Source organism: Pseudomonas sp. GZD-222, from assembly GCF_049310525.1.
Lineage (GTDB): Bacteria > Pseudomonadota > Gammaproteobacteria > Pseudomonadales > Pseudomonadaceae > Aquipseudomonas.
The window spans coordinates 34,855-50,228 of record NZ_JBMOWO010000116.1; the positions used below are offsets into that span (position 1 = coordinate 34,855).

The following is a 15,374-nucleotide window of genomic DNA, read 5'->3' on the forward strand; positions in this document are numbered from 1 at the left end:
CTACAAGCCCATAATTAGACTATGATGTCTTGGTGCACCCTGTTGGCCTCGGCAACACCGCACTACTGAAAATCATGTTTCTTGGAGATACACCCATGTCTAATCGCCAAACCGGCACCGTAAAATGGTTCAACGATGAGAAAGGCTTCGGCTTCATCACTCCACAAGGTGGCGGCGACGACCTGTTCGTTCACTTCAAGGCTATCGAATCCGACGGTTTCAAAAGCCTGAAGGAAGGCCAGACTGTCTCCTTCGTTGCCGAAAAAGGCCAGAAGGGCATGCAGGCTGCACAAGTTCGTCCAGAGTAAGATCTGACCGAATAAAAAAACCCGTCCATGTGACGGGTTTTTTTGTGCCTGCTTTTTGCCCTGCAGGAGCACTGAGCCAGACCAGGACCGGTGGGGGGGGGGGGGGGGGGGGGAGGTGTGTTGTTTGTGTAACCGACCCCGCAGGGGAGGACTACCCCACCGATTCTCCTCCCCCTTTTTTTTCTCCCGCCCCCTAGCCCCCACTGACAACCCCCCCCCCCCCCCCCACGGCAAGCCCGCCCCCACCGGGTTATCAGCCGCAGTTGACGCTGGTGACCACGCCCTGGGCGTTGGTGTGCAGGTTCAAGCGCTCGGAGCGGTAATCCATGGTCATGACATCATGCGGGCCAAGGGCATGGGCCATTTGCGAACCGCTGGCCTTGCGCGCCTGCTCGACCAGAGCCGGGGTGGCCTGCTTGCCGATGGCGAACCCAGCGCCCTTTGCCTCGCAACGACCGTCATTGTTCGCCACCTCAGCCTCAGGCGCCTTCGACGACGAACCGCCAGTGCTGCTGCAACCGGCCAGAACGGCGACGGCCAACAGGCTCATCAATGATGCACGGAACATGAATCCTCCTTTGAATACAGAAATACGGCTGTCTGTCTGACAGCTTCGCTGGTTTTTCGTTGCAAAACCCGTCAAGTCTGCCTGAGCCAGCGTACTCGGGTAAAAATGTAATCGTCACGGGATTTTGCACAAACACGCCGGTACTCAGTACAGGTCGATGTAATCGCTCGAGGGTGTCGGCCAGTTGCGCTGCAATACGTTGAACACCTGCAACACCCAGCGCTCGTCCGCCGCGGCCTGCTCGCCGACGCAACCGGAACCTGCCGCCCAGGTTTCCAGACGAAAGGCCAGGCCCTCCAGTTCGCGGCCGCCGACCACCTGCGACAACCAGGCAATGCCGCCACGGTTGACCCGTAGCTGGTTGTGCACGGCATTGCTGCCTGCAGCCAGCAGGCTACGCACGGCTTCAAGGGTGAACTGTTCGGGGTTGTTCAAATCGATCTGCACAGCACTGTTCCGACCCGCTGGAAACCATTAGTTTGCCACGCCCCTGCGCTTATGCCTAAGTCGCAGTGCATTGGCAGGCCCGGGCATGATTTACTGCAGCCTTGGGCGCAGCGCAATCAGGCCTCGCTCTTCAAACGCCAGGGCCCGGCATTTGAACCCGTAGCACTCGCTGTTTTTTCGGAATGACTCATGACAAGCCACATCATCGATGCCGACATCAAGGTCAAATGGGCCGAGGGCCAGAGCGCCTACAGCCCCGCCAGCGCCGAAGAACTGATGCTGATTGCCGTCGACCTGCTGGTCAAAGACCTGGGCAACGAGGCTGCACGCAGCTTTGTCGAACAGGTCTTCGAACGTTACTCGCACACTACCTCAGACGCGCAAGCCGCGTACTGAGCAGGTCAAAAAAGCCCTGGGCATCGCCACTGTCGATCCACATCACGTTGCTCGGCTGCTCGAGGGTGTTGTACCAATCAGCAATGGTCTGGCCGTAGGTCGGGCCTTCACGGCTGTCCACCTGCATATGAATCTGCCGCCCCTTGAACAGCTCGGGCTTGAGCAGGTAGGCGATGACGCTGGCGTCATGCACCGGGCCACCCGGCATACCGTAGTGGACCATGTCGTCTTTGACGTACGCATTGAGAATATCCACCACCAGCTTGCTGGCCTGGTTGTTCAGCGCTGCCAGCTGCTTGAGCCGCGCCTCGCTGGTCAGCACCTTGTGGGTGACATCCAGCGGCAGGTAGGTCAGTTTGACGCCGCTGCTGAGCACCACTTCGGCGGCTTCCGGGTCGGCGAACAGGTTGAACTCGGCCACCGGGGTGATGTTGCCACCGTTGAAGTGCGCGCCACCCATCACCACCACTTCCTTGATGCCTTTGGTGATTTCCGGCGCCTGGATCAGCGCCAGGGCCAGGTTGGTCTGCGGACCGAGCATGGCTACCGTGATGCTGTGCGGCTCGGCCTTGCTCAGGGTTTCGATCAGGTACTGCACGGCGTTGCCTTTGGCCAGACCTGCCTTGGGCTCATGCACCGGAACACCAGGCAAGCCCTCCTCACCATGAATGTTGGCGGCGTAAATGGGTGTACGCAGCAGCGGCTTGGGTGCGCCGGCATACACCGGGATGTCTTCGCGACCGCCCCACTCCCTGGCCAGGCGCGCGTTGCGCGAGGTCTTGTCGAGGCGCACGTTGCCCGCCACCGTGGTGATCGCGCGGATCTTCAATTCATCCGGTGAAGCCATGGCCAGCAGCAAAGCCACCACGTCATCGGCACCGGGATCGGTGTCGATGATCAGATCGATCGGTGCGGCTTGGGCGGCACCCGCCGACAGCAGGGACATCAGCACTACTCCTTGAAGCAAACGTTTGGCAGGTTGAATCAGTTCAAGCATCGGACACGTCCTTGTAGACAAGAATCTAGAAAGTAACGCCAGCGATCAAGGCAATATTGCTGTAGGGCTGGCACTCGCCGGTGCGCACCACGGCACGGGCGCTGCGGCTGAGCTGCTTGAACTCGGCATGGCTGAGCAGGGTGCGAAAGCCGAGCTGACCATGGGCATGGCATTGATCGACAGCGGTCAGGCCGGGGGGATTGGCCTTGAACATTTCATCGGCGAGCACGTGGCTTTCCACCTGCATTTCGCTGAGCACGGCGCGCAGGACGCTGGCGAAGTCGGGAATGCCAGGAGTCAGCGCCAGGTCGATCAGTTCGACACCAGGCGGCACCGGCAAGCCGGCGTCACCGATGATCAGGATGTCGCCATGCCCCAGCGAGGCGATCACCCGCGACAGGGCGATATTGAGCAAAGGCGTCTTTTTCATGGCTGCAACTCGGCCAGGTAGGGGATCGATGGCTGGGCACCGGCACGGGTGACCGACAACGCCGCGGCGCGCTGGCCGAACGCAATCGCCTCGCCCTCCCTCACGCCATTCGCCAGCGCGGCAGCGAAACCGCCCACGAAAGTGTCACCCGCCGCCGTAGTGTCCAGTGGCTGCACCTTGGGCGCCGGAAAGTGCTTGAAGCCCTGGGCATTGGCGAACAACGCACCTTCGGCACCGAGGGTGACGATGACGTTTTTCACCCCGAGGCTGCGCAAGTGACTGGCCACCGCCTCGGCGCTGGCCAGGTCGGTCACCGGCAACCCGGTCAGTGCCTGGGCTTCGCTTTCGTTGGGAATCAGGTAATCGATGGCGCTGTACCAGTTCAGCGGCAAGGGGCCGGTGCACGGCGCCGGGTTGAGGATCACCGTCTTGCCCAGGGCACGACCACGTTCGAGGGTATAGGCCACCGTCTGCGCGGGAACCTCCAGCTGGCAGATGATCACTTCGGCCGCTTGCAGCAAGGCGTCGAAGGCCTGAACCGATTCGGGCAACAGCTGACCGTTGCCGCCGGGGATGATGACGATGGAGTTCTGGCTGCTGGCATCGACCACGATCAATGCCAGACCACTGGAAACACCAGGGCACACGGCCACGCCCTGACAGTCGATCTGCTCGTCGAGCAAAGCCTGACGCAACTGCTGACCATAGGCATCGTCGCCGACATTGCCGATCATCGCCACGACAGCGCCGAGACGCGCCGCCGCCACTGCCTGATTGGCGCCCTTGCCGCCCGGTACGGTGGCAAAGGATTCGCCCGCCATGGTCTCGCCGGCGCGCGGCAGCCGCTCGGCGCGGGCGACCAGGTCCATATTGAGGCTACCTACCACTACTACCTTGGCGTGCATGGGTGTTCTGTTCTCAGCGGTAATCATTGAAAAGGTCTGGGCGTGGCGCAGTGGACTCACGCAACACGATCTTCGGGGCAACGATGCGCTGCTCCGGCGCGCCGCGCAGTGGCTGGGCAATGCGCGATAACAACAAGGCCGCAGCGCTTTCACCCAGCTCGCGAATCGATTGACCGACCGTGGTCAGCGCCGGGAACACGTAGCGGCTGAGCTGAATATCGTCGAAGCCGATCACCGACAGCTCTCCCGGCACGCAGATGTTGCGCTCGGCCGCAGCGCGCAACACGCCGATGCCGATCATGTCGTTACCGGCGAAGATCGCCGTCGGCCGCTGGCCGTCGAGCAATTGCGCGGCAGCGGCATAGCCGCCGAGGCTGGTGAAATCGCTGCTGATAATGTGGTCGTCACCCACTTTCACCTTGGCCTCCGCCAGGGCACGGCGGAATCCGGCCAGGCGCATTTGCGCGGTGCTGGTGCTGACCGGGCCGCCGATGCAGGCGATGTCGCGATGCCCCAGATCGAGCAGATGACGGGTCGCCAGGTACGCCCCCAGTTCGTGGTCGATGCGCACCAGATCGGCCTCCACCCCTTCCAGGGCGCGGTCAACGATGACCATCGGCGTGCGCACATTGGCCAGGCTGCCCTGCAGGTCGCTGTCCTCACCCACCGAGGCGACAATCAAGCCATCGATGCGTTTTTCCAGCAGCACGCGCAGGTAGCTGCGCTGCTTTTGCGGGTTGTCGTCGGAGTTGCACAGAATCACGCAGTAGCCGTTGCGCTCACAGGCATCCTCGATACCCCGCGCCAGTTCGGCGAAGTACGGGTTGACGCTATTGGGCACCAACAGGCCGATGGTGGCGGTGCTGCGCGCCTTGAGTGAGCGGGCTACGGCGCTGGGCACATAGTCGAGCTCGGCAATCGCCGCTTCGACCTTGAGGCGCACCGGTTCGCTGACCGGTCGGGTCTTGTTCAGTACATGGGACACGGTGGTGTAGGAAATCCCCGCCAGTGCCGCGACATCTTTGATAGTTGCCATGGGTCAGTTCCGCCGACTTGCACGTCGGCTACGGTAGGTGTCGAGGACCACGGCGATAACAATGACCGCCCCGGTGATAATGCGTTTGGTCGGCTCTGAAGCGCCGATCTGGGCCAGGCCAGCGGCGAGCACGGAAATGATCAGTACGCCAAAGAAGGTGCTGATCACCGAACCGCGCCCACCCATCAGGCTGGTACCGCCGATCACCACCGCAGCGATGACCTGCAACTCAAGGCCTGAGCCGGCGTTGGGATCTGCGGCCTCCAGGCGGGAGATCTGGAACAGTGCGGCAAGGCCGGCCAGCAGCCCCATCAGCGAGAACACCAGGATCTTGTACGGACGCGGGTCGATACCGGCCAGGCGTACCGCTTCTTCGTTGGTGCCGATGCCGATCAGGTAGCGGCCAAACACCGTACGGGTCAGCACCAGCTGGGCAAGGATGATCACCAGCAAGGCGATGATGAACGACGGCGACACACCGAACGCCAAGGGATTGGACAGCCAGGCAAAGGCGTCACCGATGTAGGCGGTGCGCGAGTCGGTCAGTTGGTAGGCCACGCCCCGGGCCATCTCCAGCACGCCGAGGGAAACGATGAACGACGGAATCCGCCAGGCCACGGTAATCGAGCCGGTGATACTCCCGGCCAGCGCCGCCACGCCCATGCCCAGCAAGGCTGCTGGCAACACGCTCCAGCCCCAGCCGAGGATCGCCACGCTGACCGCCGAAGCCGCCAAAGCCAATACCGAGCCGACCGAGAGGTCGATGCCGCCGATGATCAACACGAAGGTCATGCCTACCGCCAGCACCATCAGGTCGGGGATCTGGTTGGCCAGGGTGCTGAAGGTGCCGTAAGACAAAAAGTGACTGCTGAGAAAAGAGAACAGCACAATCATCGCCAGCAAGGCGCCGGCCAAGCCCAGGTAAGTACCCAGACCGTAATAGCTGCTGTTGCGCTTGACGCCGGGGGCAGCGGTGTCCACGGGAGTGGTTTTCATGACGTTGTCCTGGGCGCTGCTTCATGCAGCAACGCATCACGTTTCTGATAGCCGGCGAAGGCCGCGGCGAGTAATTGATCCTGGGTCCACTGGTCGCGCTCGAAGGTGTCAATCAGGCGCCCGGCACTGAGCACAGCGATGCGGTCACAGATCAGCATCAGTTCGCGCAGGTCACTGGAGACCACCACCAGCGCCTTGCCCTGACGCGCCAGTTCGGCGAGCAGGCCGTAGATGTCGAACTTGGCGCCGACGTCGATGCCACGGGTCGGCTCGTCGAACAACAGCACCGTGCAATCGCGCTCCAGCCAGCGACCAATCACCACCTTTTGCTGGTTGCCGCCGGACAGTTCGCCGACCACCTGATCGGGGCTGGAGCTGCGAATACGCATGGCGGCAATCTGGCGCTGGGCCAGGTCACGTTCGGCTTTACCGTCGAGCACTCCGGCGCGGGAAATTGCCGGCAGGTTACCCAAGGCAATGTTGGCGCTGATCGATTGCGACAGCAGCAAGCCTTCGCCCTTACGGTCTTCGGTGATCAGGGCGATACCCTCGCGCACCGCTGCCACCGGCGAGTCGACTTGCACTGCCCGTAATGGAGTGCCCAGCTCGATACTGCCGCTGTCGGCACGGTCGGCGCCATAGATCAAACGCAGTAGTTCGGTACGGCCGGCACCGATCAGGCCAGAGATGCCGAAGATTTCGCCGCTGCGCACCTCGAAGGATACCTCACGGACCTTGTCGGCGCGGCTCAGGCCAGCGACCTTGAGTATCGGCGCTCCGATCTGGCGCTGGCCGAGGTCGATATGCTCAGCCAGCTCGCGGCCGACCATCAGGTTGACCAGCTCCGCGCTGCTGTAGCGCGCCATGGGTTCGACACACACCAGCTTGCCGTCGCGCAGCACGGCGATGCGCTGGGCGATGCGTTTGAGTTCTTCCAGGCGGTGAGAGATATAGACGATGGCCACGCCGCGGCGCTGCAGGCGTTCGATCTGGGTGAACAGCAGTTCGACTTCGCGCGCAGTCAGCATGGCTGTGGGCTCATCGAAAATCAGCACATGGCAATCGCCGATCAGGTTGCGGGCAATTTCCACCATCTGCTGATGGCCGATGCCCAGCTCGCCGACCGGGGTGTCCGGGTCAATCGCCTCCAGCCCGACCTGCGCCATGGCGGCCTGGGCCAGTTGGCGCAGGCGCTTGCGGCTGATCCAGCCGGCGCGGCTGGGCAGGTTGTCGAGAAACAGGTTCTCGGCCACGGTCAGGGTCGGCAGCAGGTTGAGTTCCTGCATGACCATGCGCACGCCGAGGCGCTCGGCGGCGGCCCGGCTGCCCGGCCGATAAACCTGCCCCTGATAGTGCATTTGCCCGGTGGTGGGCAGCTCGAGGCCGCCGATGATTTTCGACAGGGTACTCTTGCCCGCGCCGTTCTCACCGGTAAGGGCCAGCACTTCACCCCGGCGCAGGCTCAGCTCGATATCGCCCAGCACCGGCTGGGCGTAGGTCTTGCCGATTGCGCTGACTGAAAGTACGACATCCGCAGTCGCTGACATTGCTGTTCTCCTGGCGCCTGCCACCCGGCAGGCGCGCACCGTGCGACTACTTGTTGGTGACCAGCTCGACCGGGGTCTGGATGACGTTGTCGGCATCGACGTCAGTTTTTTCCTTCTTGAGCATCTTCAGCGCCGCCTCGATGCCGAACACCGCCTGTTTGGCGGCGTACTGGTCGGCGGTGGCGAGTACACGACCGTCCTTGAGCATCGGCTTGATGGCGTTGATGTTGTCGTAGCCGACCACCTGGACTTGACCAGCCTTGCCCGCCGCACGGACCGCCGAGACGGCGCCCAGGGCCATGCTGTCGTTACCGGCCAGCAGCGCCTTGATATCAGGATTGGCATTGAGCATCGAGGCGGCGACGGCATTGCCCTTGGCAATTTCCCAGTCACCCGACTGCACCGAGACGACCTTGATCTGCGCGGTTTCCATCGCGTCCTTGAAACCAGCGGTGCGCTGCTGGGCGTTGGTGGTGGTCGAGACACCTTCAATAATGCCGACCTGGTCACCGGCCTTGAGCTTCTCTTTGGCCAGGTACTCACCCACCAGACGCGCCCCTTTGCGGTTGTCGGGACCTACGAACGGCACGCTGAGGTTTTTGCTCTTGAGCACCTCAGGGTCCAGGCGATTGTCGATGTTGACCACGGTGATACCGGCGTCCATGGCCTTTTTCACCACCGGCACCAGGGCTTTGGAGTCGGCAGGCGCAATCACCAGGGCATTGACCCCGGAAACGATCATCTGCTCGACAATACGAATCTGGTTGCCGGCATCGGTCTCGTCCTTGATGCCGTTGGACACCAGGTCGAAGTCGGCGGCGTGCTCTTTCTGGTAGGCCTTGGCGCCGTCTTCCATGGTCAGGAAGAATTCGTTGGCGAGGGATTTCATCACCAGGGCAACCTTGGGCTTTTCATCGGCCAGGGCCTGGGACAGGGGCATTGCGAGGGAGAGCGAGGACAGTACAGCGACCGCCAAAAGGCGTCCGGCGAACGGCAGCTTCATGAATTTACTCCGAATCTTATGATTTTTATCGGGTCGCAAACGTTTGCGTTAGCTTACTATGGAAACGCAACCAGACTTTGTCAAATTCGACGGCGCAAACTTGCTGGAAGTTGCCTTTCGGAATTATGGTCAAAATACTCGGAAAACCGAACCCCCCTTTTGGATAACCGTCGGATTACCGAACAAAAAGTGCCTGAACCAAGCTCTCCGCCGCCACTGAAAGTCCATACAAATCAATAGATTGAACATGAAATACGACGAACGGCAGATGTGGCCCGTTTTCTGCTCCCTCTTGCGGGTTACACAGCGAACTCCATTCATAAGAGAGATCAACGATGAAAGCTGCGCTTAATTCCTTCGTTCCGGGCGCTTTGGCCCTGCTGCTGTTACTGCCCGCAGGCGTCAACGCCAAGGAAGTCGAGAACCAACAGAAACTGGCCAACGTGGTGATCCTCGCCACCGGTGGCACCATCGCAGGCGCCGGCGCCAGCGCCGCTAACAGCGCGACCTACCAGGCCGCCAAGCTGGGTGTGGACAAGCTGATCGCCGGCGTTCCGGAACTGGCAAACCTTGCCAATGTGCGCGGCGAACAGGTGATGCAGATCGCCTCCGAAAGCATCAGCAACGACAACCTGCTGCAACTGGGCAAGCGTGTAGCTGAACTGGCCGACAGCAAGGACGTCGACGGCATCGTCATCACCCACGGTACCGATACCCTGGAAGAGACTGCCTACTTCCTCAACCTGGTCGAGAAGACCGACAAGCCGATCGTCGTCGTTGGCTCCATGCGTCCGGGCACCGCGATGTCCGCCGACGGCATGCTCAACCTGTACAACGCCGTCGCCGTTGCCAGCAACAAGGAATCGCGCGGCAAAGGCGTGCTGGTAACCATGAACGACGAGATCCAGTCGGGTCGTGACGTCAGCAAAACCGTCAACATCAAGACCGAAGCCTTCAAGAGCGCATGGGGCCCGCTGGGCATGGTGGTCGAAGGCAAATCCTACTGGTTCCGCCTGCCTGCCAAGCGCCACACCATGGATTCGGAATTCGACATCAAGAACATCAGCAGCCTGCCCCAGGTCGACATCGCCTATGGTTACGGCAACGTGACCGACACCGCTTACAAGGCCCTGGCCCAGGGTGGCGCCAAGGCGATCATCCACGCCGGTACCGGCAACGGTTCGGTGTCGTCGCGCGTGGTGCCGGCCCTGCAGGAACTGCGCAAGGAAGGCGTACAGATCATTCGTTCTTCCCACGTCAACGCCGGCGGCTTCGTGCTGCGCAACGCCGAGCAGCCTGACGACAAGAACGACTGGGTCGTGGCGCACGACCTGAACCCGCAAAAAGCGCGGATCCTGGCCATGGTCGCCCTGACCAAGACCCAGGACAGCAAAGAGCTGCAGCGGATCTTCTGGGAATACTGAGTCCAGTCCTCCCCCACGCTTGCCCGTCTTGTAGGACGGGCAAGCGCCCCTCTCCTACCCTCAGCAAAAATACTTTGAACAGACCGCAGCAAACTGCGCGGTTTGCGGTCACATGCGCTCTTTCAGCGACGAGCTGTTGCGAAATTGCCTACAGTAAAATACTGTATGCGCATACAGCTAAATAAGGAACGTTTCGTGGCCACCACTTCCGCCCCTGCCAGCAGTTACGAGCAACTGGGCATCCGCATCCAGAAAATCATCAATTCACCGACCGCGCAAAAGGCCCGGGCCGCATTGATCTTCCGCCTGGAGCATGAGTCCCCGGACGACTGGGCGACCTTGCTTGAGGAAATCGCCGAGAACGACAACGTCACCCTCGCTTACCGCGATGACGGTGGTGTGCAGATTTTCTGGGTAGTACCAAAGGAAGATTGAAGCCGCATGAGAGTCTGGTTTTTTGCAGTCGCTTGCCTGCTGTTCAGTATCACCAACGCCCACGCCGATGCACCGCGCACCTTCAATGAAGCCAAGAAGGTCGCCTGGCGCCTGTATGCACCGCAGTCCACCGAGTTCTACTGTGGCTGCAAGTACAACGGCAACAAGGTCGACCTTGCCGGGTGCGGTTATATCCCGCGCAAGAACGCCAACCGTGCTTCGCGTATTGAGTGGGAGCATATCGTCCCGGCCTGGCAGATCGGTCATCAGCGTCAGTGCTGGCAAAGCGGCGGACGCCAGAACTGCACACGCAACGACAAGGTTTACCAGCGCGCCGAAGCCGACCTGCACAACCTGGTGCCGAGCATTGGCGAGGTTTATACGGGAGAGCACCAATCCTAACGAAATGTTGACATACACCGCTACAGAGCCTCGAAACCACAAGAATAGGCGCGCAGGAGAGTTAGGAGTGAACAGGCGTCGATTAGAAAGGTAGGGGCCAAAGTTAGTCAGGGGGAACCATCTCCACGTTCGCCATCATCAAGAATTGGCCACTCCTAGAAAATGAGCATTATTTCAAATCCACCTTTTTCTTATATCCCTCGGAAGCGCAGCCACATGAACAATCTATAAGAGCTGCGGCCGTTAATTTCAACGCCCTTCAAACTCTTTCCAATCACAGCCAAGACTGGAGAAGCCTCACGACTAAAACATACTACTAACCAAATGGCTTACAAGTAACTGAATTCGTTACGAGTTGACTGCTTATGACAACCTGATCATATTCGGCTTTCCAAAGACATGTTGGTCATTCCGCTACCGCTTTAGTGTGTGCGGTCTATATTATCCAACATGAATCCAGCATACGCTTTAAACATTAGATGCTGGGAGTTCAGGGTCGCATTGAATCGATAATTGAAAAGCCCTACAAGAAAGCTGATCTGTGTTATAGAGAACAGCTGACAAATAGGCTCATAGGGCTATGCGTGAGTAGTTGCACCCAAGATCAGTTGCTGTATTAGGGTAGTCAGACATTGCGACTGTCACTGGCGAAATGCCCTTCTGCAGTCGGCCAATGGGTATACTTTTAACATACTGATATTTCGTCGGAAAAACCCTTCCCCTCTCCCTTTCACCTTGACCAAGTCTCTCCTGTCGTCTTCAACTATTACCACACACGAGAGAAGCCGATATGACCTTTTCACCCTTGCCGCATCAAGAACGCGACCCTGCAAAAACTGTGGATGCATTCCATCAAATGGTCTTTAGGTGCTTGCAGGGGAAAAATTTGAGCCCTGAACTGATGCCACAGGTAACCATGCAGCGCAGCACGGTAATGTGTACTCACCCCTGGACTAATACCTGCATCAGCGAAACCCTTGATCGGGCATACGTCCGAGGCGGCAAGTCAGCGCTTAAGCAAATCAAACGCCCTACTTTAGCCTTATGCAACAAATTTGTGCTGGAGACACAAACACCCTAAAGAGAACCTCTCTCGTGAAAAAGAAGCGCCCAGCGTAAGTATTTTAGCGACGGCAAAGAGAGACAGGGGAACTCCCGCGTTTCGGAAAGTCGAGGGTGAACAAGTGCGAATCCATTACGTAGAGGGCATCAGTTGGTCAGGTGGGAGCATCAACACATATGTCATTCTCAAGAATGGGCCACTCCTCGAAGACAGCATCGTTTCAGCACCCACCGTATTTCTCATTTCCCTAGCGCAGCGTGGCCTACTAAAAAACAGCATTAAAGCTGCCGCTGATGACTTGAAAGGCTTTTTCCAAGCTCTTTCAGATCATGGCCAGGATTGGAGAGAACTCACCGACCGGGACATTTCAGGTTACCTCTACGGCCACCTGCTAAAAGCTAGAGCGCTGGAAGAAAAATCGATATTGCGGCATAAAACAACAATCAAGATGTTTTACCAACATTCTTGGGAATTAGGTTTTTTGGATGCCCCTCCGAATTTTTCCTACACGTACGCCTCGAACAATCTTAAATCACAAGGCGAAAGCCACAAAAAAGTAAACTTCGACTTATACAACAATTATATCGCAATTGATATATTCAAGTCATTACTGAGCAACGTAGCGGCTCAATCTCCATTCGAAAAAGAGCGCGACGAGCTAGTTTTACATATAGGATATTATTGCGGCTTACGAACAAGCGAGGTTACAGACCCGCGAAACCTTTTGACAGCAGACCTAAGAAGACTCATTTCCATCGCGGATAATTGCGAGAACATCTCAATTAACATCCCCATCATTGGGAAAGGTGAAAAACTTAGAAGTATCGATGTACCACCCAGAGCATTTCTGCAGATTAAGAAATTCCTAAAAGGGAGTAGAGCCAAAATATCTGACGGCCCTCTAATTTGCAAAAGCAATGGGGAATCATTGTCACCCGAACATGCCACTTACGTATTCCGGATGGCCAAAATTTTCGCCAGCGCAAAAATCGACGATGTAATCTCAGAACTTCACAACAAAGATTCATACATGCACTTTGTCAACAAAGCCTCATTTGTAAAATTGACATTCCATTCTTTACGGCATACATACGCCACCAATCTAGTTGATTTTTGCTACAAACATGGATTTGACCCATGGCAATATGTCCCCGAACAAATGGGGCATGAAGATGAAGAAACGACGAAAGCATATGTAGTCTTCGACGGAAAGCTTCATCGTCGTGAAAAAATAAGGCGAGCATTGAATGATGAACTCGATGAATGAGTATATTGACCATCCCACGAAGGCCAAGGCAACCCTGGCCTCACTAGCCCCCAACGAGATAACTAACTTAGAGCCATCTGAGAAATTCGCCGTAGTAGCGATGAAATCAGGCATGAACCGTCCTATGGAATATCGTCGCATTGAAATCCCAACACCGCTCCAATCGTGCCCGTTAGCTCAATGCTTTATTAAATATTTTAACAGTAGTAGATTCAAAGAAAACTCTCTGCACGATGCGTACGCCAAGCATCTTAAATTTAACAACCTTATGAAATGGGCAATAGCCGAATACCCAAACACCGCCGCTTTGCCTCCTGCTTTTCTGCAAGATTTCGCAAGGTATTTACGCACAGATAGAAAACTAAAACAAAACTCAATTTGCGGAGAAATGTCTTTTTATCGCACGACTTTAGAATGGTATTTAGAAGAGCATGCTGGCGAACTCCGCCAATTAGAAACCCTAACTAGAATCAAAGAAGCGAAAGCATTTATCCCGTCAGTACCTAATAGGTCTGGAAGGACTAAAAGCCTTGGACAAATCACTAACCAGAATATAAAAGATGAACTACAAATAGTAAGGTCTACTATTCGTTTCTGCTGCCAATTTCTCAAGCAAATGAACGACCATAGAACTCAACTCTTGAACCATCCCGAGGTAAAGAAAACATTAGATAAGATCATTTCTGAGTGCAACGGTGACGTAGAGAAGCTCAGATATAGTTCCAAAAAATCAAACCGCAGCGGTCTATATAAACCACTAGCGGAGGCGATCCTTAAGAGTGAAAACTTACAACTGAAAGAAAGACTTCTACACAATCAGTATGGCTTTAGAAACTCTCAATTCAACGACACAACTCCAACGGAAATCCCAGATACTAATCATTTAATTCAAGCTGGCTTAACCGAGTTGAATTTCTTGGACATCAAACCAGGAAATACGCACAAAAAACTACATTTTCACAATATTGATTACTTATTTTTAGTCAAGCACACCCCAAGCGAAGAAATTGCTTTTTCTTGGCTACTTGCCACAGACAGAATTCAATTGAGCGGTATCAATAAGATGCAGCATGGCGACCTTCGAATCACTCCAATTTCTGCTTCCCCAATTTTTATCAAGGGACGTAGCAAGCAACCAATCCGCGAAGTACCCATGCACCCTAAAAGCTCCATACAATATAGAGCTTATTGCGAATTTGATGAGCTTAAAAAAAGCTTCTTAACCCTATTCCCTCTCTCGGGAAACACCCTTGTTAATGCTCCAGTTACGTCAAACATTCAATGTACGGAAAGTATCGTATTCCGACCTTTAATTATGGCTGCCTGCCAACAAACATCGAGCTATAGATCGCTATTGGAAGCAGACAACGAAATTGAAATATTTGCCGAAATTATCCGTCGAGTTGCTACTAACAATCGCCCAATATGGAACAATAAACAAATTCGGCGAGAACTAGCAGCCCAAGGTGGGACGAGCCCTACTCCAGTCGAGCGACAGACGATCACAGTGACGGCAATAGCCCAGTCGAGGGCAATTTTAGATACTGACGGAAACGACCCAGCGAACGAAGCGTTTGAAAAATATTCACAAGCAATAGTAGGCGCGGATGCAACCGCTCATTCCCCAGGTGTGAAGCAGGCTGCCTATATTAATGCAAGCGAGACTAAATATCGCTTGGACAAGCGTGCGTTGTTCGCTAGTAGCGTGGGTCATCTGATGGTTGAGGACGCAAGGAAAGTCCAAGCAGCTGTAAGTAAAGATAATTTAATAAGTGTTTCCGAGTTAAAAACAATGCTTGGCTGGAGCAAGGAAAGCGGAGACTCTGGTGAGCTTGATGAGTTTAACGCCCTACTTCTTTCTGCTCAACAGCTTGGTTTTTCCATATCACCATTTGGGCAATTGAAAAAAAACAATCAGACATTCATTATCATCAACCCAATCACGGCAGCTCTGATGACCAGTTATCTTGACGAGTGCATTAGCCAACTAAGCATTCTTTCTACCGAGGATGATTCGAAAGCTCTTGCTATCGCTATGCAAGCAGCACACATCGAAAACGTGCTTGAAAAATTTGACCACAAAACTGTCTTACAAGGACGCAAAATTCTAAAAACCCATAAATTCCCCAAGCCGATCATTAGGTGACCCT

General features: G+C 56.2%; 15 protein-coding genes and 1 pseudogene. 7 read left to right on the forward strand and 9 right to left on the reverse strand.

Annotated features, from left to right (window positions below):
* Positions 1-95: 95 nt before the first annotated feature.
* Positions 96-308, forward strand: coding sequence for a cold-shock protein (locus ACO6VD_RS22175; protein ID WP_003179963.1), 213 nt, complete (start codon positions 96-98; stop codon positions 306-308).
* Between the two features lie 253 nt (positions 309-561).
* Here the strand turns inward: ACO6VD_RS22175 and ACO6VD_RS22180 are convergent, their stop codons facing one another.
* Positions 562-876 carry an I78 family peptidase inhibitor gene (locus tag ACO6VD_RS22180; RefSeq protein WP_422422156.1) on the reverse strand — a complete coding sequence of 105 codons (315 nt, stop codon included), beginning with the start codon at positions 874-876 and terminating at the stop codon, positions 562-564.
* Positions 877-1,020: 144 nt separating this feature from the next.
* The gene (locus ACO6VD_RS22185; protein WP_400173639.1) at positions 1,021-1,323 is read right to left on the reverse strand and encodes a hypothetical protein; all 303 of its coding nucleotides are present in this window, start codon (positions 1,321-1,323) and stop codon (positions 1,021-1,023) included.
* Between the two features lie 189 nt (positions 1,324-1,512).
* Between ACO6VD_RS22185 and ACO6VD_RS22190 the strand changes: the two genes are divergently transcribed.
* Positions 1,513-1,719, forward strand: coding sequence for a hypothetical protein (locus tag ACO6VD_RS22190; RefSeq protein ID WP_422422158.1), 207 nt, complete (start codon positions 1,513-1,515; stop codon positions 1,717-1,719).
* Here ACO6VD_RS22190 and ACO6VD_RS22195 read toward each other — a convergent pair.
* From ACO6VD_RS22195 to ACO6VD_RS22225, 7 genes are read right to left on the reverse strand one after another with little or no spacing between them, the layout of a single operon-like run.
* Complete coding sequence (locus ACO6VD_RS22195) at positions 1,691-2,716, reverse strand: nucleoside hydrolase (RefSeq protein WP_422422159.1); 1,026 nt, start codon at positions 2,714-2,716, stop codon at positions 1,691-1,693. The two genes, ACO6VD_RS22190 and ACO6VD_RS22195, sit on opposite strands and share 29 nt — an antisense overlap.
* 25 nt (positions 2,717-2,741) lie before the next feature.
* Positions 2,742-3,146 carry a D-ribose pyranase gene (gene rbsD / locus ACO6VD_RS22200; protein ID WP_422422160.1) on the reverse strand — a complete coding sequence of 135 codons (405 nt, stop codon included), beginning with the start codon at positions 3,144-3,146 and terminating at the stop codon, positions 2,742-2,744.
* A complete protein-coding gene (gene rbsK / locus ACO6VD_RS22205) occupies positions 3,143-4,051 on the reverse strand; it encodes a ribokinase (RefSeq protein WP_422422161.1) in 909 nt (302 codons plus the stop codon). Before rbsK ends, rbsD begins: the two co-directional genes overlap by 4 nt.
* Positions 4,052-4,064: 13 nt before the next feature.
* Positions 4,065-5,087: a LacI family DNA-binding transcriptional regulator gene (locus ACO6VD_RS22210; protein ID WP_400173635.1), complete on the reverse strand. Its 1,023-nt coding sequence runs from the start codon at positions 5,085-5,087 to the stop codon at positions 4,065-4,067.
* Between the two features lie 3 nt (positions 5,088-5,090).
* Positions 5,091-6,083, reverse strand: coding sequence for an ABC transporter permease (locus ACO6VD_RS22215; RefSeq protein WP_422422162.1), 993 nt, complete (start codon positions 6,081-6,083; stop codon positions 5,091-5,093).
* Positions 6,080-7,630 carry a sugar ABC transporter ATP-binding protein gene (locus ACO6VD_RS22220; RefSeq protein WP_422422163.1) on the reverse strand — a complete coding sequence of 517 codons (1,551 nt, stop codon included), beginning with the start codon at positions 7,628-7,630 and terminating at the stop codon, positions 6,080-6,082. The genes ACO6VD_RS22215 and ACO6VD_RS22220 overlap by 4 nt, the downstream gene beginning before the upstream one ends.
* Positions 7,631-7,676: 46 nt before the next feature.
* Positions 7,677-8,633: a sugar ABC transporter substrate-binding protein gene (locus tag ACO6VD_RS22225; RefSeq protein ID WP_422422164.1), complete on the reverse strand. Its 957-nt coding sequence runs from the start codon at positions 8,631-8,633 to the stop codon at positions 7,677-7,679.
* A gap of 335 nt (positions 8,634-8,968) precedes the next feature.
* Between ACO6VD_RS22225 and ACO6VD_RS22230 the strand changes: the two genes are divergently transcribed.
* From ACO6VD_RS22230 to ACO6VD_RS22250, 5 genes and pseudogenes are all read left to right on the forward strand, one after another.
* Entirely contained in the window at positions 8,969-10,057 is a 1,089-nt protein-coding gene (locus tag ACO6VD_RS22230; protein WP_400173631.1) for an asparaginase, read from the forward strand.
* Between the two features lie 165 nt (positions 10,058-10,222).
* Complete coding sequence (locus ACO6VD_RS22235; RefSeq protein ID WP_045184252.1) at positions 10,223-10,492, forward strand: DUF1654 domain-containing protein; 270 nt, start codon at positions 10,223-10,225, stop codon at positions 10,490-10,492.
* Between the two features lie 6 nt (positions 10,493-10,498).
* A pseudogene (locus tag ACO6VD_RS22240) lies at positions 10,499-10,870 on the forward strand (endonuclease); the annotation flags it as partial.
* Positions 10,871-12,078: 1,208 nt separating this feature from the next.
* A complete protein-coding gene (locus ACO6VD_RS22245) occupies positions 12,079-13,224 on the forward strand; it encodes a tyrosine-type recombinase/integrase (protein WP_422422165.1) in 1,146 nt (381 codons plus the stop codon).
* A complete protein-coding gene (locus ACO6VD_RS22250) occupies positions 13,217-15,370 on the forward strand; it encodes a hypothetical protein (RefSeq protein ID WP_422422166.1) in 2,154 nt (717 codons plus the stop codon). Before ACO6VD_RS22245 ends, ACO6VD_RS22250 begins: the two co-directional genes overlap by 8 nt.
* The last annotated feature ends 4 nt before the right edge of the window (positions 15,371-15,374 follow it).